The sequence below is a fragment of the Sodalis sp. RH22 genome (assembly GCF_047324165.1).
Lineage (GTDB): Bacteria > Pseudomonadota > Gammaproteobacteria > Enterobacterales > Enterobacteriaceae > Acerihabitans.
Map to the genome: position 1 here is coordinate 5,191,694 of NZ_CP178731.1, position 20,830 is coordinate 5,212,523.

At 59.4% G+C, this 20,830-nt stretch carries 17 protein-coding genes; 9 read left to right on the plus strand and 8 right to left on the minus strand.

Going from position 1 to position 20,830, the window contains the following annotated elements:
* The first annotated feature begins 57 nt into the window (after nucleotides 1-57).
* From ACL2XN_RS23580 to ACL2XN_RS23615, 8 genes are all read left to right on the plus strand, one after another.
* Nucleotides 58-1,539 (plus strand): sugar ABC transporter ATP-binding protein, encoded by a 1,482-nt coding sequence (locus ACL2XN_RS23580; RefSeq protein ID WP_413729583.1) that lies wholly within the window; start codon nucleotides 58-60, stop codon nucleotides 1,537-1,539.
* 20 nt (nucleotides 1,540-1,559) lie between these two features.
* Entirely contained in the window at nucleotides 1,560-2,579 is a 1,020-nt protein-coding gene (locus ACL2XN_RS23585) for an ABC transporter permease (RefSeq protein ID WP_413729584.1), read from the plus strand.
* On the plus strand, nucleotides 2,576-3,610 hold the full coding sequence (locus ACL2XN_RS23590) for an ABC transporter permease (RefSeq protein ID WP_413721266.1): 1,035 nt from the start codon (nucleotides 2,576-2,578) through the stop codon (nucleotides 3,608-3,610). Before ACL2XN_RS23585 ends, ACL2XN_RS23590 begins: the two co-directional genes overlap by 4 nt.
* A 28-nt stretch (nucleotides 3,611-3,638) precedes the next feature.
* Complete coding sequence (gene mak / locus ACL2XN_RS23595; protein WP_413729585.1) at nucleotides 3,639-4,547, plus strand: fructokinase; 909 nt, start codon at nucleotides 3,639-3,641, stop codon at nucleotides 4,545-4,547.
* Between the two features lie 105 nt (nucleotides 4,548-4,652).
* Nucleotides 4,653-4,886, plus strand: coding sequence for a hypothetical protein (locus ACL2XN_RS23600; RefSeq protein WP_410013852.1), 234 nt, complete (start codon nucleotides 4,653-4,655; stop codon nucleotides 4,884-4,886).
* Nucleotides 4,887-5,128: 242 nt separating this feature from the next.
* On the plus strand, nucleotides 5,129-6,283 hold the full coding sequence (locus ACL2XN_RS23605; protein ID WP_413721265.1) for a mandelate racemase/muconate lactonizing enzyme family protein: 1,155 nt from the start codon (nucleotides 5,129-5,131) through the stop codon (nucleotides 6,281-6,283).
* Nucleotides 6,283-7,569 carry an MFS transporter gene (locus ACL2XN_RS23610; protein ID WP_413729586.1) on the plus strand — a complete coding sequence of 429 codons (1,287 nt, stop codon included), beginning with the start codon at nucleotides 6,283-6,285 and terminating at the stop codon, nucleotides 7,567-7,569. Before ACL2XN_RS23605 ends, ACL2XN_RS23610 begins: the two co-directional genes overlap by 1 nt.
* Nucleotides 7,570-7,876: 307 nt before the next feature.
* Nucleotides 7,877-9,151 carry a type II restriction endonuclease gene (locus ACL2XN_RS23615; RefSeq protein WP_413727801.1) on the plus strand — a complete coding sequence of 425 codons (1,275 nt, stop codon included), beginning with the start codon at nucleotides 7,877-7,879 and terminating at the stop codon, nucleotides 9,149-9,151.
* Nucleotides 9,152-9,307: 156 nt separating this feature from the next.
* Here the strand turns inward: ACL2XN_RS23615 and focA are convergent, their stop codons facing one another.
* Nucleotides 9,308-10,165, minus strand: coding sequence for a formate transporter FocA (focA, locus tag ACL2XN_RS23620; RefSeq protein ID WP_413727802.1), 858 nt, complete (start codon nucleotides 10,163-10,165; stop codon nucleotides 9,308-9,310).
* A 408-nt stretch (nucleotides 10,166-10,573) separates the two neighbouring features.
* Between focA and ACL2XN_RS23625 the strand changes: the two genes are divergently transcribed.
* Nucleotides 10,574-12,577: a sigma 54-interacting transcriptional regulator gene (locus tag ACL2XN_RS23625; protein ID WP_413727803.1), complete on the plus strand. Its 2,004-nt coding sequence runs from the start codon at nucleotides 10,574-10,576 to the stop codon at nucleotides 12,575-12,577.
* An 866-nt stretch (nucleotides 12,578-13,443) separates the two neighbouring features.
* On the opposite strand, the gene ACL2XN_RS23630 is transcribed toward ACL2XN_RS23625, so the two are convergent.
* The 7 genes from ACL2XN_RS23630 to hyfH all read right to left on the minus strand — a co-directional run bounded on the left by ACL2XN_RS23630 (nucleotide 13,444) and on the right by hyfH (nucleotide 20,820).
* Nucleotides 13,444-14,652 (minus strand): IS256 family transposase, encoded by a 1,209-nt coding sequence (locus ACL2XN_RS23630; RefSeq protein ID WP_413729587.1) that lies wholly within the window; start codon nucleotides 14,650-14,652, stop codon nucleotides 13,444-13,446.
* A gap of 864 nt (nucleotides 14,653-15,516) precedes the next feature.
* Complete coding sequence (gene fdhF, locus ACL2XN_RS23635) at nucleotides 15,517-17,676, minus strand: formate dehydrogenase subunit alpha (protein WP_410013860.1); 2,160 nt, start codon at nucleotides 17,674-17,676, stop codon at nucleotides 15,517-15,519.
* A 61-nt stretch (nucleotides 17,677-17,737) separates the two neighbouring features.
* A complete protein-coding gene (locus tag ACL2XN_RS23640) occupies nucleotides 17,738-18,277 on the minus strand; it encodes a 4Fe-4S dicluster domain-containing protein (RefSeq protein WP_410013861.1) in 540 nt (179 codons plus the stop codon).
* Nucleotides 18,278-18,553: 276 nt separating this feature from the next.
* Complete coding sequence (gene hycI / locus ACL2XN_RS23645; RefSeq protein ID WP_410016742.1) at nucleotides 18,554-18,997, minus strand: hydrogenase maturation peptidase HycI; 444 nt, start codon at nucleotides 18,995-18,997, stop codon at nucleotides 18,554-18,556.
* A 98-nt stretch (nucleotides 18,998-19,095) separates the two neighbouring features.
* Nucleotides 19,096-19,497 carry a formate hydrogenlyase maturation HycH family protein gene (locus ACL2XN_RS23650; protein WP_413729589.1) on the minus strand — a complete coding sequence of 134 codons (402 nt, stop codon included), beginning with the start codon at nucleotides 19,495-19,497 and terminating at the stop codon, nucleotides 19,096-19,098.
* Nucleotides 19,490-20,272: an NADH-quinone oxidoreductase subunit B family protein gene (locus ACL2XN_RS23655; RefSeq protein ID WP_410013863.1), complete on the minus strand. Its 783-nt coding sequence runs from the start codon at nucleotides 20,270-20,272 to the stop codon at nucleotides 19,490-19,492. Before ACL2XN_RS23655 ends, ACL2XN_RS23650 begins: the two co-directional genes overlap by 8 nt.
* Nucleotides 20,269-20,820, minus strand: a complete 552-nt coding sequence (gene hyfH / locus ACL2XN_RS23660; protein WP_413721261.1) for a hydrogenase 4 subunit H — start codon at nucleotides 20,818-20,820, stop codon at nucleotides 20,269-20,271. Before hyfH ends, ACL2XN_RS23655 begins: the two co-directional genes overlap by 4 nt.
* Nucleotides 20,821-20,830 lie beyond the last annotated feature (10 nt).

Sequence of the window (20,830 nt, forward strand, 5' to 3'; positions counted from 1 at the left end):
ACTCCAGGCGTGGCGCCCCTGACCGGGAACCACGCCGTTACGCCTGAGGAATACGACATGGAATTTCTTGCCGTTGAACATGTTACCAAGACATTTGACGGGGTCACCGCCCTCAATGATGTCAGTTTTGACATTAACGTCGGGGAAATTCACGGTTTAGTGGGGGAGAACGGCTGCGGTAAGTCGACCCTGATGAAGATTGTCGCCGGGGTCCTGGCCTACGATCGCGGTTTGCTGCGCATCAACGGCCGGCGCATCGAAAAATATTCCGCCATCGAGGCGGTAAAACAGGGTATCGGCATTATCTACCAGGATCTGTCGTTATTTCCCAACCTGACGGTAATGGAAAATATCTACATCAGCCAGATGATCAACGACCAGAAACCCTGGGTGTTTTCCAGCGCCTATCAGGAGCAGGTGAAGGCCATTATCGGGCAGTTGGGCGTCAGCCTGGACCTGGATGCCCTGGTGGAGGATTTGCCCATTGCCAAACAGCAATTGGTGGCCATCGCCCGGGCGCTGATCAACGACTCGCGGCTGATTATCCTTGATGAGCCGACCACCGCCCTGACGCGCACCGAAATCAAACATCTGTTTACCCTTCTCAACCGCCTGCGCTCCCGGGGCATCTCGTTTATTTTTATCAGCCATAAGCTGAACGAACTGCTGGAAATCTGCGATCGCATTACCGTCATGCGCGACGGGCGGCTGATCGATACCGTCGCCGCCCACGCGCTGACCACCGCGCGGATTGAAGAGCTGATGCTGGGGTATGAACTGACCTATCCGCCGCGCGTCTCCCATGCCACGCAGAACGTGCTGCTGAGCGTGCGCGGGCTCAGCAAGAAAAACAGTTTCCAGGATATCAGTTTCGATTTACACCAGGGCGAGGTGCTGGGTATCGCCGGCCTGCTGGGCGCGGGGCGCACCGAGCTGGCGCTGGCGCTGTTCGGCGTGGAGCCGGCCCAGGAGGGGCAAATACTGATTGATAACCGTCCGGTGCGCATCGGCGACATCAGCGCCGCCGTGGCCAACGGCATTGCCTATGTGCCGGAGGACCGGCTCGCGCAGGGGCTTATCATGGAGCAAAGCATTGCCGCCAATACCGCCATCTGCTCGCTGAAGGATTACCTTAATCCGCTGAAACTGATTAACAGCCGCAAAATGCGCGCCGCGGTAAGGGGATTGCTCCAGGGCATGCAGGTGAAATACGGCGGCATGGATAAAGAGATCCGCATGCTGTCGGGCGGCAATCAGCAAAAAGTGGTGCTGGCCAAATGGCTGGCGACCAATCCGCGCATCTTTATCCTCGACAGCCCGACGGTGGGCATCGACGTCGGCGCTAAAAGTTATATCTACCAGACGGTAAAAGAAAAAGCGGCGGCGGGTATGGGCATCGTGTTTATTTCCGACGAACTGCCGGAGCTGCTGGCGAATTGCGATCGCATCATCATGATGACCCGGGGGCGTTTCGGTAAGGAATACGCGACCGATGCCGTCGACAACGAGGCGTTGCAGCAGGAGATGGAAAGTGCCTGATATCAAGAGGTGGTCTTATTATGGCTTTTGTTAAACTTTTTAAAGCGCGTGAAGCAGTGCTGTTAATACTGATTATCGTATTTTCCATCGCCATCGCCCTGATCAATCCGGCCTTCCTGTCATTGGACAATATCGCCAGCCTGCTTAAATCCTATACGGTGCTGGGGATCTTCGCCCTCGGGGTGCTGCTGGTGCTGCTCTCCGGCGGTTTCGACGTGTCGTTTACCGCCATCGCCCAGGTGGCGCAGTACGCCGTGGTGTATTGGTTTTTGCAGGCCAATCTGGACAATATTTACCTGGCGATTTTTTGCAGCATGATTATCGGCGCGGCCATGGGTTTATTAAACGGCGTCATAATTTATTATTTCAAGATTACCGCCATTATCGTCACCATCGCCACCAACAGCCTGTTCTACGGCTTATTGTATGTCGTGACCCAGGGCGACCTGATTTACGATATTCCGCCGTCGTTCCTTGGGCTGGCGGAATTAAAGATTTTCCCGCTGCATGCCGCCAACGGCTCGCTTTACGGCATCAGCTTTGTCACCTGCCTGTGGTTCTTGCTGGCGATCGCCCTGCATTTTTTCCTGCGCCATACCATCCTGGGGCGCAGCCTGTACGCGGTGGGCGGCAATGCGCTCTCCGCCGAACGGGTGGGATTCAACCTGAAAAAAACCACCTTGTTTATCTATACCCTGGTGGGGGCCATTTCCGGTTTTGCCAGTATCGTCCAGGTGTCGATTGTGCAAACGGTGATCCCCAACTCCATCGTCGGGTCGGAACTGCAGGTCATCGCCGCCGTGGTATTGGGCGGGGCATCGGTCACCGGCGGGCGCGGCACCGTGCCGGGCACGCTGCTCGGGGTGCTGTTGTTCGCCATTCTCAGCAATAGCCTCACCCTGCTGAAAGTCTCTCCCTATTATTACAACGTATTCACCGGCCTGGTGATCCTGGTAAGCGTAGCGGCTAACGCGCTGCAGGTCATCAAACAACGGCGTTCGCGGGTGCGGGTTTTGGTTGAACTTAAGGAGCCATCATGAAAGCGGTCGGCAACAGTAATACACTACCGGGCGCGGCGGCGGGCCTGCCGCCGGCGCTGAAAGAAAACGCCTCGCTGTATGTGGTGCTGGCGGCGGTCTTTATGGTGATGTATGCCTTGAACGGCGACAAATTCCTCAGCCTGCAGAACTTCAGCTCCATGGCGTATCAGCTGCCCATCGTCGGATTTCTGTCGCTGGGCATGATGATTTCCATGTTGTCCGGCGGCATTAACCTGTCGATTATCGCCACCACCAACCTGAACGGCATCGTCATCGCCCTGTTTTTGCAATCCGTGTCGGTTAACGGCATGAAGCTGGCCTCGGGCGAGATGGTGGCGCTGGCCATTTTCCTGGGGCTGCTGGCCTGCATTCTGGTGGGCGTAGTCAATGGTTTGCTGATAGCCCTGCTGAAAATTCCGGACATCCTGGTGACCCTGGGCACCATGACCTTGATTTCCGGCCTGAATGTGGTCTTTACCAAGGGGTATACCATTACCGGATTTCCGCCGGCGCTGGTGAATATCGGCAATGGCCAGAGTTTCGGCGTGCCCAACTCGCTGTATCTGTTTGCCGCCGCCGCCATCGTCGCCTCGGTGATCCTCAATAAGACCCGGTTTGGTTTTAACCTGTACATGATGGGTTCCAATCCGGTGGCCGCGCGCTTTTCCAACGTCAATACCGTCAAGGTGACGGTGATCCAGTATGTGCTGTCGTCGTGTTTCGCCGCCCTGACCGCGCTGGTGATGATAGGCCAGCTGAACTCGGTCAAGGCCAGCTATGCGGATTCGTACCTGCTGGTGGCGGTGCTGGCGGCGTTCCTGGGCAAAGTCAGTCCGTTCGGCGGTTTCGGCCGGGTATCCGGCGTGGTGCTGGCGGTGATTATCCTGCAGCTTATCTCCAGCGGCCTGAACCTGCTGCGGCTGGATCCGTTTATGATCACCGCCACCTGGGGCGGCATTATCATCGTCATCGTGGTGTGCCGCGGCCTGTTTGCCTGGCTCGGCAAGCGGCTAAAGCAGCGCAACCCGTGACAGACATCGGCATAACAAAGGTATCCGTATGTATATTGGCATTGATTTAGGCGGCACCAAGACCGAGGTTATCGCGCTGGATCCGGCGGGCGGCGAACTGTACCGTTACCGGGTGCCGACGCCGCGCGACGATTATGCGGCGACGCTTGCCACCATCCGCGATCTGATCCTGGGGGCGGAGCGGGCGGTGGGCGAACAGGGCTCCGTCGGCATCGGCATTCCCGGCACCCTGTCCCGGCTGACCGGCAAGGTCAAGAACGCCAATTCGGTATGGCTTAACGGCCGGCCGTTCAAGGAGGATTTGGGCGCGCTGCTGGGGCGTCCCATTACGGTTGCCAACGACGCCAACTGCCTGGCGATATCCGAGGCCACCGACGGCGCCGGCGCCGGCGAGGAAATGGTGTTCGCGGTGATCATCGGCACCGGCTGCGGCGGGGGCCTGGCGGTCAACGGCCGGGTATATGCCGGCCATAACGGCATCGCCGGCGAGTGGGGCCATAATCCGCTGCCCTGGCCCGACGCGACCGAATTGGTATACCAGCGCGAGGTGCCCTGTTACTGCGGCAAAACCGGCTGCAATGAAACCTTTATCTCCGGCACCGGTTTTGCCACCGCCTACCGGCGCGCCGCCGGGGCGACCCTGAGCGGCGCGGAAATCGCCCGGCGCGCCGGGGACGGCGACGGCGACGCCGAACTGGCGCTGCAGCAGTATGAGCGCCGCCTGGCCAAGGCGCTGGCCGGCGTGATTAATACCCTGGACCCGCGGGTGATTGTGCTGGGGGGCGGCATGAGCAACGTGGATCGGCTGTATACCACGCTGCCGGCGCTATTGCCGCAATGGGTATTCGGCGGCGAGTGCGATACGCCGGTGCGCAAAGCCCGCCATGGTGATTCCAGCGGGGTTCGCGGCGCGGCCTGGCTGCCGCGCATCGATTAGCACGCCGTGTCTGTCTATCGGCGTAATAGAAAGGGTCGGTAACGCCATTAAAGGTCTATGCTTAGCGGTATAGACCTTTTTATCTCTTGAATGGAGCACAACGCCATGACCGACCCTAAAACCGATGCGGTAAAAACCGGCGAATCCAATGCCGGCGAAGGACAGAAACCCGAGGATGTGACCATCAGCCAGGGGCTGGGTAAGCTTTTCGAGGCGGAAGAAGAATTGACCGATGAGCAGACGGACGCCATGGCCGAAAAGGCCCGGGCGGCGGCCAAAGACAGCCGGGCCGAACGCGATAACAAGAACGCCCAGATAGCCTCGGGCAACGATAAATAATCGCCCCCCCGGGGCTTATTGCCGCCGGCGCGCCCGCGCCGGCACGCCGCGCATCCCGCATTGAAATTTCGTGACCGGCCTCTCACCATCTTATTCATTTGCACAAATAATTTCATTTCCCCACGCGCAACACTGTGCCGTTTTCCAATGTTGGCGCAAAAACCGCTAACTATAATGACTTATATCCCAATAACTTAACGCCGATATCCGGCAAATAAACCGACCGCGTAGAGGCACAGGTTATGAAGATTACCGCGATTGAAGTGATGCGCGTGGCGATGCCGTTCACGTCCGGCAGAAGCAGCGACCAGACGGGCGGCGGCGGGGATGACGCCTATAATGCCGCCTCGCGCGAGCTGACCCGCATGGAAACATTATTGGTGCGTGTGACCACGGACGACGGTCTGCAGGGATGGGGCGAGGGGTTTGGTCATTTGTCCAATCCCGTGACCTACGCCGCGCTGGACGGCCCGGTGGGACGATTTTTCCTCGGCCGGTCCTTCGACGGCACGACCGCGGGCTTAGGACAACTGATGGATCACGCGCAGCGGGCTTTTCATGCCTTTGGCCGCAGCGGGCCGGTCCAGTTCGCGCTGTCGGCGATGGATATCGCCTTATGGGATCTGTGCGCCAAACAGGCCGGTAAACCGTTGTGGCAGCTATTGGGCGCCGCACGCGGGGAAATTGGCGTGTACGCCAGCCTGGTAAGCTATGACAACGACCCGTCGCAGGTGGCCGCCCATGCCCTGCGCGCCTACCGCGCCGGCTTTCGCGCCATCAAGCTGCATGAAACCGAGTATGCCGCCATCGCGGCGGCGCGCGACGCCTTGCCGGACGACGCGCAGCTGATGGTGGACGTAAACTGCCCGTGGCCGGTGGACGAAGCCTGCCGGCGGGCGCAGGCCCTCAATGAACTGGGCCTGGCCTGGCTGGAGGAACCGGTCTGGCCGCCGGACGATCTGGCCGGACTGGCCCGGGTGCGGGCCTGCGGCACGCCCATCGCCGCCGGCGAAAATGCCCAGGGCGTGCAGGGATTTCTACAGCATTTCGCGGCGGGGGCCGTCAGCGTCGCCCAGCCGAGCGTGGCCAAAATCGGCGGCATCAGCGCCGCCCTTGACGTTTACCGGCTGGCGCGCCATTACGGGGTAAAAGTGGTGCCGCATTGCTTTTATTATGGCGCGGCGCTATTGGCCACGGCGCATCTGGTGGCCACGTTGCCGGAGGATATCGCGCTCGAGGTGCCCTATTTGCAGTGGCCCGAACCCTTATATGCCGAACTGGATTTCCAGCCGCGCCTGCGGCTGCCCACCACCCCGGGGCTGGGATTCGCCCCGGATGAAGACCTTCTCGCACGCTACCGCGTTGCCCATAGCAGCCTGACCCGGGAGAAAGCCTGATGTTTAAGCATAACTATCGTTTTATCGTGGCGTTGCTGCTGTTCGCCGCCGGCATGCTCAACTATCTCGATCGCGCGGCGCTCTCGGTGATGGCGCCGCTGATTAAACAGGATTTGCATATCGGCGATGCGCAGATGGGCATTTTATTCAGCTTCTTTTTTGTCGGCTATTGCCTGTTCTGCTTTATCGGCGGCTGGGGGGCGGACAGGTTCGGCCCGCGCAGGGTGTATGCCTGGGCCGCCGGCTTCTGGTCGTTCTTTTGCGGCGCCACCGCCCTGGCCACCGGTTTTGGCCATCTGCTTATCGTGCGCATCCTGTTCGGCATCGGCGAAGGGCCGATGGGCACCACCACCAATAAATCCATTTCCAATTGGTTTCCGCGCCGGGAAGTGGGCAGGGCGGTGGGCTTTACCAACGCCGGCCAGCCGCTGGGCGCGGCCGTCGCCGCGCCGATTGTCGGCCTGGTGGGGCTTAACTTCGGCTGGCGCGTCTCTTTTGTGGTGATTGCCTGCCTGGGCTTTGTCTGGCTGGCGCTGTGGCTGGTATTTTTTCGCGACCGTCCGGAGCAGCACCGCCGCGTCTCCCCGCAGGAGGTGGCGCTGATCACCGCCGATCGCCCGGCCAAACCCGCGGCTGCGGCCGCCGGCGCGCAGAAACACGGCGTGTTCTTTTTTGTGCTGTCGATGCCGGTTTTGGGCGTGGCGGCGGCGTTCTTTTGTTTTAACTATATCCAGTTCTTTTTCCTGTCATGGCTGCCCAGCTACCTGACGGATTTCCAGCATCTGGATATCAAGAGCATGAGTATTGTCGGCATCCTGCCCTGGCTCGGCGCGACGGTCGGCTTTATCGGCGGCGGGCTCGTCTGCGACGCCCTGTTCCGCAAAACCGGCAACTTCCTGCTGTCGCGCAAGCTGGTTATCGTATGCGGCCTGGCCATCGCCGCGCTGTGCGTGCTGATGACCGCCTATGCGTCCAGCTTAGGGGCGGCGGTCACCCTGATAACCGTCGCCAGCGTTTTCGCCTATATGACGCCGCAGGCGTGCTGGTCACTGTTGCAGGATATCGTGCCGGCGCAGCGCATCGGTTCCGCCGGAGGGTTTGTCCACCTGCTGGCCAATTTGGCCGGTATCCTGTCCCCCGGCATCACCGGCTTTTTGATCCAGTACGGCGGCGGCTACCATTCGGCGTTTATCCTCGCCAGTATCCTGGCGGTGGCCGGTATCGTGGTGATGCTGCTGTTTGTGCGCCAGCGCAAGGTGGATAGCATTCGCCTGCAGGCCGCTTAGGCTTCACTCCCCTTACGCGCGCGATGCCATGCCTGGCCGTCGCGCGCGGGCCATTGCTAAGCCGCCAGGCGGCGATAGGCGATGCCAAAAAGGAGCGCCTCCTTGCCCGCCGTTTGCCGCCGCGCCGGTTTTCGTCCCTCAATTGATGATCCACGACAATAACCCCCGGCGCCCGGCGGCTAAAATAAAGCGCGCGCCCCGCTTTGCCATGACGATAACCAGAAAGCGGCGCGGCGCTGAAAAAGAGGCCGGTTGCGCTTTCGTTTTCCGGTAATGATGCCGGCGGGTATGTCAGGGTGGGAAAGCGATGAATGAAGACGCGGTGGGTCTGTTAATCGAGCGGTGGCGCAACGATCCGGCCGGCACCTATCAAAGCTGGTTTTTATGGGATCAGCGCATCAAGAATTTCCGGTCGATCCGCCGGGGCATCACGCAGGTGGTGGATGAAATCGAGCGCGGGGTCTTCGGCAATCAGTATCGCGGCTCGTCATTGGAAACCATCGTCCATTCGATTGCGGAACAGCGGCAGATATTCAAGGGCGCCGATCACGCCTTTTTATGGAAGCCCAAGCTGCGTATTCCCGATATTTATGAAAACGCGGACCATCAGCGCGCCTTCGGCCATTTGCTGTTTACCTGTGCCGGCTGCACCGGCGCCGACCCGATTATCAGCGCCATCCACCACATCGATCGCCTGGCGATTAAGGGATTGGGGCCGGCGGTGGCCAATTTGCTTTATTTTCTCCATCCAACGCTGATGCCGCCGTGCAATACCGCTATCGTCAAAGGCTACAATGCCCTCACCGGCGCCAACGTTAAACTGGGCAAATGGCAGGAGTACCTGGCCATGCGGCGCGGCATTATCGCGCTGAACGAGACCTGGCGCCCGTTGCTGTCGAACGATTTTGGCGCGATAGCGGGATTATTGTTCGATCTGGGCAGCGGGCGTTACCCGGTTCCGCCCCGCGCCGATGACCGCGAGGGGCGCCGGATCTGGGAAGCGGATCTGGCGCAGGTGCGTGCCGACGGCGTCGGCGCGGCCAAGGCGCAGCAGCTGGCGGGCGAAAACGAGCGCACCCATACCGAGATCCAGGGCTGGCTGCGCGATCTGGGCCTGGCCCTGGGCTACAGCGTGTGGATTGCGTCCAACGATCGCCGGCGTCCTTATGGCAACGGCGTGCTCGGGTCCGGCTGCCTGGAGCAGTTGCCGGCGGATATTGTCGCCTCGCCCGCCGCCGACGCCATCCGGCTGATTGACGTGCTATGGCTGAACGCGCAGCGCGATCGGGTGATGGCGGCGTTTGAGGTGGAGCATACCACCTCGATCTACTCCGGCATCGTGCGCATGCTGGATCTGGCCCTGAGCGGCGATACCCAGGCCAGCGAAGGGCTGTTCCTGGTGGCGCCGGACAACCGTGAGACGGAGGTGCAGGCCCAGCTGCGCCGTCCGGCCTTCAGCCGCGTGGCCGATATGAAAGTGCGTTACCTGCCCTACAGCGAATTGGCGAATCATCGCGCAGCGCTGGCGCGCTTCGGCAACGGCATCAAAGGCATGTACGCCATCTCCAAAGACCTGGCCTGATCGCGGGGGCTGCTTGATGGTGGCCGGCACGGGCGGCGGCTGTCGATTTTTTGTTCGTCAAAAGTGCCATCGGCGGCGGCGATTCGTCACCCGTGACGGTGAGAAACCGACGCGGGTTGTGCGTCTTCCCGCCGCCGGTTAGGTTGCGCCGGCAGCTTAGCTGTGGGCATTGCCCGGGCGCAGGTAAATCACCCAATAGGTTAATCCCACCAGCAGGCCGCCGCCGATAATATTGCCGATGGTCACCGGTATCAGATTATCGACGATAAACTGGCCCACCGTCAGCGAGGCGTACTGATCCGGCGAGGCGTGGATGGCCTGCCAGAAGTCCGGCGGGGCAAAATCACGGATAAGAATAGCCAGGGGAATCAGGAACATATTGGCGATGCTGTGCTCAAAACCGCTGGCGACAAACATACCGATGGGCAGCAGCATGGCGAAGATTTTATCGCTGAGCGAATGGCCCGAATAGCTCAGCCACACCGCCAGGCAGACCATCAGGTTGGCCAGGATCCCCAGGCAGACCGCCTCGATAAAGGTATGGTGCATCTTGTGATCGGCGGTTTGCAGCACGTTCAGGCCCCAGCCGCCGTTGCCCGCCATATACTGGCCGGCAAACCAGATCAGCGCCACGAAAAACAGCGCCCCCGCCAGGTTGCCGATATAAACGTTTATCCAGTTCAGGGTCAATTGCCGCCAGGTGATTTTGCCGCTGGCCTTGGCCACCACCGTCAGTACCGTTGAGGTAAACAGATCGGCGCCGCACACCACCACCAGGATCAGGCCCAGCGAAAAACACAGCCCGCCCACCAGTTTGGTCAGGCCGCCGGCGGGGCCGGGACCGGCGGTCACGGTAATATAAAAAGCAAAGGCAATGGAGATGAACATGCCGGCGGTCATGGCCAGGAAAAAGGTCATCTCCGGTTTTTTCATGGTCTTGTATACCCCCGCCTGCTCGGCCATTTTGGCCATTTCCGCAGGCAGGCGCAGATCAAAATAATTTTCGCTATTCATAATGACTCCCGGTTATTTTTGCAATAACTACTTGTTATTTACCTTCAGAACATGTGCTTACAGAGATAAAAAGCGTGAGACGCGAGGATTAATGCATTTCCCATACCAGTGTTGATTAATGATAAGATGCCGGGGGCGGGGTAGGGTAAATCTAGGGCATTGAGCGGCAAGGAAAAATGTAAAAGAGAATTATTTTCATCACGGTGCAAAATAATTATCCGCCGTGAGAAATATAAATCGTAATATAATTAAATATATATCGATTGCGCCGTTTTTGCCCGTTACGGCGCGGCCGCAAAATGAAATGCCGCATCAGATCAAATTAATGACCCGCGTGAATATTTTTTCCCTCCACTCTCCTTTAAAATACAGCGAAGGAATAAATGTGAATATTGCGAAACTATCCTGATGCTCAAGACGTCGAATGATACTGAACATAGCGGGTTATGGCAGGATGCGATCATCGAGCTCTCGCAACGGCTTTTTTTCCAGCGCGACGCCGAATCCCTGCTGGCCGCGCTGTTGCCGCTGCCGATCCCCTGTCAGTGTATTGACCTGATGCTTTCGCTGCCCAAACGCCACCTGATTTGCGATAAGAACGGCGCGCGCGCCGCGCCGGCGCCGCTTCCCGACGACGAACTGGCGGAACCTCTTAGCCGGTGCGCGTTGCCGGTCGCCTCTCCCCGCAGGCAGTTTGGCGAGGTGATATTTACCCGCGCCGACGGCTACCATTACAGCCGGGACGAACGGGCTTTTTTGCGCCGCCTGGCGCAGCTGCTGGCGCTGGCGCTGGAAAATCTTGGCGTCCATGAGACCCTGCGCCAGGAAAACGACCAGTTGCGCCATGAGCGCGACCATCACCGCATCCTGGTGGATGTCACCAATTCGGTCCTTTCCTGCCTGGATATGGATGCGCTGGCCGCGGAAGTATCAAAGGAGATACACCGGTTTTTCGGCATCGACTATATCAGCCTGGCGCTGTGCGAGGGCGGAGGCGACAACGCCTCGCTTAATGTTTACCTGACCCGCTATACGGCGGGCACGCCGATGCGCCGCGAGCAAAAGCGCGTGCCCATGGCGGGCAGCCGCCTGGCGGCGCGGGTGTTGACGGAGTGCCGGCCGCTGCTGGTGGATTTGCGCGACGCGCCGCAGCTTGGCGACGAAGATCCCCATTTGGCGGCCATGCTGGATGACGGGCTGCAGACCTTATGCCTGCTGCCGCTGGTGTTCGGGCACAAGCCGCTGGGCATCCTGAAACTGGCGCTGTGCAGCAGCGACACGTTTAGCGAGGACAACCTGCGCCTGCTCAGCCAGGTCAGTGCTCGTATCGCCATCGCGGTGGACAATGCCCGTTCCTATGATGAGATTTCCCGGTTAAAGGATAACCTGGAACATGAAAACATCTGGCTCAACGAGCAGATGCACGACAGCGGCAGCTTCGGTGAAATTATCTGGCAAAGCGCGGCGATGAGCGCGCTGCTGGAGCAGGTGGAAATGGTGGCGGACAGCGACAGCACGGTGCTGATTTTAGGCGAAACCGGCACCGGCAAGGAGCTGATTGCCCGCGCCATTCACAACCACAGCGCGCGCAGCGGCAAACGCATGGTGAAAATGAACTGCGCCGCCGTGCCGTCCGGCTTGATGGAAAGCGATTTGTTCGGCCACGAAAAGGGCGCCTTTACCGGCGCCATTACGACCCGCCAGGGGCGTTTTGAGCTGGCTGAAGGCGGTACGCTGTTTCTCGACGAAGTGGGGGACATGCCGCTGGAATTGCAGCCCAAGCTGCTGCGGGTATTGCAGGAGCGTGAAATCGAACGGCTCGGCGGCAGTAAAGTGATTCCGGTGAACGCGCGGCTGATTGCCGCCACTAACCGCGATCTGAAGCAAATGGTGGCGGATCGGGAATACCGCAGCGACCTGTACTACCGGCTGAACGTCTTTCCCATCACCATCCCGCCGCTGCGCGACAGGCCGGAGGATATTCCGCTGCTGGCCAAGTTTTTCACCCAGAAAATCTCCCGGCGCATGAACCGCGCCATCGACAGCATTCCCGGCGAGACCCTGCGCCAGCTCAGTCAGTATCCGTGGCCGGGCAACGTGCGCGAGCTGGAGAATGTGATTGAGCGGGCGGTGATCCTCACGCGCGGCAATACGTTGAACCTGCGCCTCGATGAACTGCAGCGCGCCGCGCCGGTGGCCGACGCGCCCGCGACCCATGCGGCGCCCAGGCCAAGGCCCGATACCGCCCCGCCGGAAAACGACGAGGCGGAGCGGGTGCGGATTATCCAGGCGCTGCGCGAGGCCAACGGCATCGTGGCCGGGCCGCGCGGCGCGGCCTTCAAGCTGGGCGTCAAGCGCACCACGCTGCTGTCGCGCATGCAGCGCCTCGGGATTTCACCTCAGGAATGGTAGCCCGCCTCGTTGCCGGATTCGCCATGCCGGGAGGGTAAAAAGCTGGTTTGCGCCTGGCTGTTGTTGATAATGCGATTATTGGCTATCGGGTGAATATCTGCCGGCACAGGTTGGTTTTAGGGGAAGCCGGTGAGGGTTAGGTTGGAGACGGTTTTGCGTTTATGTTAAGTCGGTGACGGTTTCGCGTTTATGTGGGATCGGAGACGGTTTCGCGTTTATGTTGGGTCGGAGACGGTTTCGCTTGCCTTGCGTTCGGTGGTTATATGGAATGCCGTGTGCCGGCAAGCGACAAGGAGGTTCGCTGCGCCCGAACCTCCTTGACCTCCGGGCGTCCGGCAGATCGTGCGCCGCTGCGCGGTGCCCGGCATCACGCATCCCGGCTTTTGGACCGCACGGGACGCGCTCCCGGCGCGGCCCTTAGCTTTCGCCGCTCCCGGCGGCTCATCCAGCCGTGCTACGCGCCGCCGGCGCACTCTATGCCGGCAACAAGGTCAACACCAACGTCTGTTGGATGATGCGTTTTTGCCAGATTTCAGGCGCATGCACTTTCCGGGCAAATGATCGGGGACTTACGGTCTATGGCCGAATTCTACTGGCTAAATGCTAAATGCTAAATGCTAAATGCTAAATGCTAAATGCTAAATGCTAAATGCTAAATGCTAAATGCTAAATGCTAAATGCTAAATGCTAAATGCTAATGTCGAATGCTGATGCTGATGCTGATGCTGATGCTGATGCTGATGCTGATGCTGATGCTGATGCTGATGCTGTTGAATGTTTGGATGTTGGATGCTGAAGATTGAAGATTGAAGATTGATACTTTCCGGTATGACCGAGCCTGTTTAGGAATCTGTGTAAACGCCTTTTTATAAATGACCACCTAAACGATCTCCAAATTCTATACTAAAACGATTCAATGCCATCTTCCACTCCCTCACCGGCATCGACCATTTTTTTGACGCCGCCTGGATGGCCAGCCACACCACTTTTTTTACCGATTCGTCTGACGGGAATACCTTGCGTTTTTTAATAGCGTGTCGGATCACGCTGTTTAGCGACTCGATGGCGTTTGTGGTGTAGATCGCTTTGCGAATGTCTTCCGGATAGGCGAAGAATGTCGCAAGGTTAGTCCAGTTAGCCTGCCAGCTCCGGCTTACTTGCGGATAACGGGAGTTCCATACGCTGGCGAACGTCTCCAGCGCCCGCTGTCCCGCTTCCTCCGTCGGTGCCTGGTACACTGCCTTCAAGTCTCGCATGACGGCTCTGGCGTCTTTCCAGGAGACAAAGCGCAGGCTGTTACGCACCATGTGTACGATACAAAGCTGAATGCAGGTCCTCGGGTAGACCGTATTGATAGCGTCAGGAAAGCCTTTCAGGCCATCGACGCAGGCGATAAAAATATCCTGTAATCCCCGGTTTTTAAGCTCGGTCAACACGCTTAGCCAGAACTTCGCGCCTTCGTTCTCTGCCATCCACATGCCCAGCAGTTCCTTTTGGCCTTCAATGTTAATTCCCAACGCCAGATACACGGATTTATTGATGACGCGACCGTCGTGGCGAACTTTTACCACGATGCAGTCCAGGTAAATGATGGGATAGAGCGTATCGAGTGGGCGATTCTGCCATTCAGTGACCTGCTCCAGAACCGCCTCAGTGACTTTCGATATCAGTGCTGGCGAGACATCCGCATCGTACATTTCCTTAAACATCGCCGATATCTCACGGGTGGTCATGCCTTTGGCATAAAGCGCCAGGATCTGGTCATCCATTCCGGTAATACGGGTCTGATTTTTCTTCACTAGTTGGGGCTCGAAGGTCCCTTCGCGATCACGAGGTGTCCTCAGCTCCAGCGGGCCATCACCTGTGGTAACCGTTTTAGAGGAATAACCGTTACGGGCGTTGGGACCCGATTTGAGCTGATTTTTTTCATACCCCAAATGGTGAGTCAGTTCAGCTTTAAGGGCAGCCTCAACACTTAATTTTTTTAAAAACCGATCAAATTGGCTCAGATCCTCAGAGGTTTTGAGACTTTTAGCCAGCTCAGTTGCGAGAGCCTGTAGCAATTTTTCGTCCATAAATTCACCTAATTCTAATGATGGATTGAACATATCAAAATCAGGCGATTACACAATCTTATGTACAGGCTCGTATGACCTGATACTTCGCTGTGCCATTGCCTGCCATTGTGATTAGCCGCATCTCAATTGCATGCCGGCTCCCAATAAACAACAGCGACTATATTGTTCCCAATAAAACCTCACTGACCGCGACATAGGTCCCGGCATAGAGCGCGCTGACGTTGCCTGTGACCCCGGCATGAGCCGCCGGGAGCGGCGAAAGGCCCGGTGGCGCCGGGAGCGCTAACCGGGCCGGTGCATAACGGGGGCATGGGCGGCGGAAGGCATCGCGCAGCGACGCGCGACCTGCCGGGCGCGCGGAGGTCAAGGAGGCCGTCGCGGTACGGCCTCTTTGTCGCTTGCCGGCGCCCGGCATTCCATATAACCACCGAACGCAAGGCAAGCGAAACCGTCTCCGATCCCACATAAACGCGAACCCGTCACCGACCCAACATAAACGCGAGACCGTCACCGATCCCACATAAACGCGAACCCGTCACCGATCCCACATAAACGCGAACCCGTCTCCGATCCCACATAAACGCGAACCCGTCATCGATCCAACACAAACGCGAACCCGCCACCGATCCAACACAAACGCGAACCCGCCACCGACCCAACATAAACGCGAACCCGTCACCGATCCAACACAAACGCGAACCCGCCACCGATCCAACACAAACGCGAACCCGCCACCGACCCAACATAAACGCGAACCCGTCACCGACCCAACATAAACGCGAAACCGTCACCGACCCAACATAAAAAAAACCGGTGCCAGCCTAGCATACAGGCTAAGCCGGCACCGGTTTAACACTGCTATCAGGCGGGAATAATCGCGTCATCCACCGCATTGCGCAGCCGCGCCTTCAGCTGGCTATATTCCGTCTGTACGTAACTTTCCGCCCAGCGCTGATCGGCGATGGCCTCCAGTTTCACCGCGCAGTACTTATATTCCGGCGTTTTCGAGATAGGATCGAGATGATCGATCGTCAGCTCGTTACAGGCGCCAATCCACCACTGATAGGTCATGTACACCGCCCCGAGGTTGATGCGCTCGCTTACCGATGCCCGGGTAATCACCTTGCCGCGGCGCGAGGTCACCCACACCAGCTGCTGATCGCGGATACCCAGCCGTTCGGCGTCCTGCGGGTTAATCTGCACATAACCCGGTTCGTCGGCCAGGGTGGCCAGCGCGGTGCAGTTGCCGGTCATCGAACGGCAGGAATAATGCCCCACTTCGCGCACGGTACAGAGCACCAGCGGGAAGTCGCCGTCCACCAGATCCATCGGCGCGCGCCACTCGGCGGCGAACAACAGTCCCTTGCCGCCCGGACGGTCAAACTTATTGCCCGCATACAGCCACGGCGTGCCCGGACTGCTTTCCTCGGTGCACGGCCAGGGAATATACCCGTACCCGGCCAGCTTCTCATAGGTGGCGCCCACATACAGCGGACACAGGCCGCGCAGCTCGTCCCAGATTTCCTTGGTGTTGTTGTAATGCATCGGATAGCCCAACGCGGTGGCCAGCAGGCTGATGATTTCCCAGTCCGGCTTAACGTTAAACTTCGGCTCGATGGCTTTTTCAAAATGCTGGAAACCCCGATCCGCCGCGGTATAGACCCCCTCATGCTCGCCCCAGGACGTGGCGGGCAGAATCACGTCGGCTTCCGACGCCGTCTTGGTCATAAAGATATCCTGCACGATCAGCAGGTCCAGCTGTTTGAACGCCTGACGCATCACCGACAGATCCGGCTCGGTCTGCAACGGATCCTCACCCATCACATAGTTGGCCCTGATTTCGCCGCTTAGGATCTTATGCGGCACGTCGGTCAGGGTAAAACCCGGCTCCGGATCAAGCGTTTCCACGCCCCAGGCGCGGGCGAATTTTTCCCGCGCCGCCGGATCGGTCACCGGCTGGTAGCCGGGGAACATATTCGGCAGCGCGCCCATATCGCAGGCGCCCTGCACATTATTCTGCCCGCGCACCGGGCCGACGCCGACGTTCGGCTTGCCCAGATTGCCGGTCAGCAGCGCCAGGCCGGAAAGCCCTTTCACCACATCCACCGCCTGGCCCCATTGGGTCACGCCCATGCCCCATAAAATGGTGGCGGTGGGCGCGGCGGCGTACATGCGCATGGCTTCCCTGATTTGCTGCGCCGGCAGGCCGGTAATTTCCTCGGCATATTCCGGCGTATATTTGGCCACGATAGCGCGGTATTCGTCGAACCCTTCGGTATGGCGCGCGACGTAATCGGCGTCATACAGCCCTTCGTTGATCAATACGTGGGCGAATGCGTTCACCAGCGCCATATTGGAGCCGTTTTTCAGCGGCAGCCACAGGTCGGCCAGACGCGCGGTTTCGATACGCCGGGGATCGCAGACGATCACCTTGGCGCCTTTCTGCTTGGCCTTCAGGATGCGCCGCGCCACGATAGGGTGCGAGTCAGCCGCGTTATAGCCGAATACCAGCAGGCACTTGGTGTCTTCGATTTCGCAAATGGAGTTGCTCATGGCGCCGTTGCCCAGCGTCACCTGCAGGCCGGAAACCGAGGGGCCGTGGCAGACACGGGCGCAGCAGTCGACGTTGTTGTTGCCGATGACCGCGCGGGCGAATTTTTGCATCACGTAATTGGTTTCATTGCCGGTGCCGCGTGAGGAGCCGGTCTGCATAATGGCCTTGGCGCCATATTTCTGCTTGATGTCGCGCAGGCGGGAACTGGTATATTCGATCGCCTCGTCCCAGGACACTTCCTCCAGGTTGCCGCCTTTTTCGCGGCGGATCATCGGGCTGCGCAAGCGGGGGGTCAGCAAGCGGGTGTCATTGAGGAAATCCCAGCCATAATACCCCTTAAGGCATAACTGGCCCTGGTTGGTGACGCCGTCCGCCGCTTCCGCGCCGACGACATTACCGTTTTCAACCAACAGGTTGATCTTGCAGCCGGAGCCGCAGTACGGACATACGGTGAGTGCTTTATGCATTATGCCATACCCCTTGTGGAGGATTTTTTACCTATCTTCCAGCGGTTAATAAAAGAAGCGGTCATGACAGGACGGCGCTGAAGCCTTCCAACGCGGCCCGCTGCCGTTTTTTCAGTTTCATCATTTCGACGGTTTCGTGGGTCATCAGCACCAGCGCGTCGGTGGGACACACATTCACGCAGGCCTGGCCCCCGGCATGGCCTACGCACAGATCGCATTTCTGCGCTTCCGCCTTGATGCTATGGCCGGCTAGTGGATTACGATCGTCATACACATGGCGCGTGACGATGTCCATGGCGCCATAGGGACAGGCGACGGCGCAGGTTTTGCAGCCGATGCATTTTTCCTGCAATACCTGGATGGAATCCTCGGCGTGGATAATGGCGCCGTTCGGGCAGGCATTGGCGCACGGGGCGTCCTCGCACTGGCGGCACAGCACCGGAGTGCTGATATTCCACTCTTTCATCACTTTCAGGCGCGGCAAAAAATTGTCGTGATTGAGCGCGCCGGGGTGGTCGCCGTTGTGCGCCATGACGCAGGCGACTTCACAAGTGAAGCAGCCAATGCATTTTTGTGGATCGGCAATAACGAACCGGTTCATTCATTTCTCCTCGCGGTTCCATCTGTCGTGGTTCTCGGCCCGGTGGCATGGGCGAGATTATATCCCTATATAAAGCATGGTTTATGCCAGTTTGCACGCGCCGTGCTGTTTTTTTAAGGCTATGAAAAACAAAGAATAAAATCCGGCATTTTTTGACCGCCGGCTGATGATGGGCCCGCAGGCGCCCATCTCGTCAGATCCGCTGGCGAACCGGTCGACAAAAGTGTCGACCGGACCAGGTGTCGATAACACGTGACGGGGCGGCATGCGCCGTCCTCAGTCATCCTGCCCGGCGGGCGTCAGCCAGGTGAAACCGCCGTCGCCCCGCCAGTGCGCCAATTGCGCATACAGGGTTTCGACCGCCTCCCTGACCGGCGCGGTCATGGGGAAATAAAATGCCACCACATCGGGCTGGATACCGATAAACCATACCTCTTCCACATCTTCCTTTAATTGATCGATCACAAAGCTCAGCGGAAGATTATGGGTACTCATGATAAACATGTCGGCGATGATGGCGGGGTCCACCAGCCGCAGCTCTCCGGGCTTCAGCGACATATCGGCGGCATCCACCACCACTACCCGTTTGGGGCGCAGGGCGCGCACCCGGTGGACCACGTTTTCCGGCGCGGATCCGCCGTTGACCACGGTCCAGCCGGCCACCGGCGCGCGCGCCATCAGCTCCGCAAGCCACGGCCCGGCGCCGTCGTCGCCCATCATGCTGTTGCCGACGGTCAGCACGACGCTGTCGGACACGTCACCGGCGTGGCCGCGGCCGGCCGGCACCGTCTTGCCGTCGCCAGCGTGGTCGTCAACGGTCATAATACTCTCCGCACAATCAGGTAAATGGCCGGCTCGGCGGCGATTTCAGCCAGCAGGCCGATCAACCGGGCGCTCCATGTCCCGAAGGGCGCGGGCTGGTTTGCGCGCAGCGGCGCAAAGGCGTTGGCCAGCAGGTCGGTATGGGTGCTGTCGATGACGATTTCGCCAAAGGTCAGCAGGCCGCGCATTTTGCGCCGCGCCTCGCCTTCCGGCAGCAGGGCGATCCACTGCTCGTATTGTTCCAGCGGGCAGATGAATTCCTTGTTCAGGCAGTCAATGACCCCCACATGGTGGCCGATGGCCAGGGAGTAATACATCACCTGTTTGGCCTGGGCGGGCATGTCGTCGTCGCTGTCCAGAAACTTTTGGCGCAGCGACCAGAAATAGACCTCAGCCATGATGGGCCTCGCTGTTCAGGGTCAGCATCAGCTGCGCGACGATATCCTGCAAACGCGGATCGTCGGCTTGGCGCAGCCAGTCGTCCACCCGCTGCGCCAAGACCGCGGGCGTGGCGCCGGGCAGCAGCGACAGCAGGGTGTCGCTGATTTCGCGTCCCGCGCGATAGCCCGCCATGCGCCGCGCATCGCGCTCGACCAGCACCCGGGTATGCAGCGGCACGTCCGGCAGCAGCAGCGCCGCTTTCTCGTCCGGCTGCTCCTGGTGCGATTCGCCTTTCAGCTTTTGTTCCAGCAGGCCGAGCGCCACGGCAAAACCGTAGATGGTGGCGGCGGGCGTGGGCGGGCAGCCGGGGATCCAGACATCGATGGGCACGATGCTTTCGCTGCCGCTCCAGACGCAGTAAAGATCGTGGAAAATGCCGCCGCCGCAGCCGCAGGCGCCGTAGGAAATGCAGATTTTCGGATCCGGCGCCGCGGCATAGGCGCGCAGCGCCGGCACCCGCATCGCCCGGGTTACCGCGCCGGTAAACAGCAGGATATCCGCGTGGCGTGGCGAGGCCACCACCTTGATGCCGAAGCGTTCGGCGTCGAACAACGGGGTAATGGCGGCGAAGATCTCGATTTCACACCCGTTGCAGCCGCCGCAGTCCACCCGGTAGACATAGGCCGAGCGCTTGATATTCTGCAGCAGCGTTTTTTTGAGCGCCAGGGTATGCGGGTCGGGCGCCACGGGGATGCTGACATGGTGTTGCAGCGGGATGTCTTGCTGGCTCATTGGCTTTCTCTCCCCGCGTCGTGCGGCAGGCGCAGATCGCGGTTGCTTTGCAGGTTCTGGTGACGCTTACAGTCCGGGCAGGTTTCGAACTGCGGGCGCAGCGCGTCCAGCGCGGCTGCGTCCAGGCCGGAATGCGCCAGCAGCGCCAGGGTATAATCGATGGATTTTTTGGCGGTAAAGGGTTGATGGCATACCCGGCATTTCTGCAGGGTAAAGGTGGCGTTCACATACAAATCCGCCTTTTGCGTCACCGCCATTTCAAACTCCTCAGACAGCACGATGGCGCGGGTCGGGCAGACTTCCTCGCAGCGGCCGCAGAAAATGCAGCGGCCGAGAAACAGCTGCCAGCGCCGCTCGCCCGACGCCAGGTCCGTTTCCATGGTCAGGGCGTTGGCCGGGCAGACGCTGGTGCAGGCGGCGCAGGCAATACACTGCGTGGGGTCATACTGCGGCTTGCCGCGAAATCCCGGCATCACCTCAAGGGGCTTGAACGGATATTTTACCGTCGGCTCGCCGGCTTTCAGGATGGTTTTAAACAGTTTGAACATCGTTCAACCC

Bases quoted from the DNA above. Each gene is read 5' to 3' on its own strand.
- ACL2XN_RS23580 (WP_413729583.1), top strand. From the start codon at position 58: ATGGAATTTCTTGCCGTTGAACATGTTACCAAGACATTTGACGGGGTC.
- ACL2XN_RS23585 (WP_413729584.1), top strand. From the start codon at position 1,560: ATGGCTTTTGTTAAACTTTTTAAAGCGCGTGAAGCAGTGCTGTTAATA.
- ACL2XN_RS23590 (WP_413721266.1), top strand. From the start codon at position 2,576: ATGAAAGCGGTCGGCAACAGTAATACACTACCGGGCGCGGCGGCGGGC.
- mak (WP_413729585.1), top strand. From the start codon at position 3,639: ATGTATATTGGCATTGATTTAGGCGGCACCAAGACCGAGGTTATCGCG.
- ACL2XN_RS23600 (WP_410013852.1), top strand. From the start codon at position 4,653: ATGACCGACCCTAAAACCGATGCGGTAAAAACCGGCGAATCCAATGCC.
- ACL2XN_RS23605 (WP_413721265.1), top strand. From the start codon at position 5,129: ATGAAGATTACCGCGATTGAAGTGATGCGCGTGGCGATGCCGTTCACG.
- ACL2XN_RS23610 (WP_413729586.1), top strand. From the start codon at position 6,283: ATGTTTAAGCATAACTATCGTTTTATCGTGGCGTTGCTGCTGTTCGCC.
- ACL2XN_RS23615 (WP_413727801.1), top strand. From the start codon at position 7,877: ATGAATGAAGACGCGGTGGGTCTGTTAATCGAGCGGTGGCGCAACGAT.
- focA (WP_413727802.1), bottom strand. From the start codon at position 10,165: ATGAATAGCGAAAATTATTTTGATCTGCGCCTGCCTGCGGAAATGGCC.
- ACL2XN_RS23625 (WP_413727803.1), top strand. From the start codon at position 10,574: ATGCTCAAGACGTCGAATGATACTGAACATAGCGGGTTATGGCAGGAT.
- ACL2XN_RS23630 (WP_413729587.1), bottom strand. From the start codon at position 14,652: ATGGACGAAAAATTGCTACAGGCTCTCGCAACTGAGCTGGCTAAAAGT.
- fdhF (WP_410013860.1), bottom strand. From the start codon at position 17,676: ATGCATAAAGCACTCACCGTATGTCCGTACTGCGGCTCCGGCTGCAAG.
- ACL2XN_RS23640 (WP_410013861.1), bottom strand. From the start codon at position 18,277: ATGAACCGGTTCGTTATTGCCGATCCACAAAAATGCATTGGCTGCTTC.
- hycI (WP_410016742.1), bottom strand. From the start codon at position 18,997: ATGATGGGCGACGACGGCGCCGGGCCGTGGCTTGCGGAGCTGATGGCG.
- ACL2XN_RS23650 (WP_413729589.1), bottom strand. From the start codon at position 19,497: ATGGCTGAGGTCTATTTCTGGTCGCTGCGCCAAAAGTTTCTGGACAGC.
- ACL2XN_RS23655 (WP_410013863.1), bottom strand. From the start codon at position 20,272: ATGAGCCAGCAAGACATCCCGCTGCAACACCATGTCAGCATCCCCGTG.
- hyfH (WP_413721261.1), bottom strand. From the start codon at position 20,820: ATGTTCAAACTGTTTAAAACCATCCTGAAAGCCGGCGAGCCGACGGTA.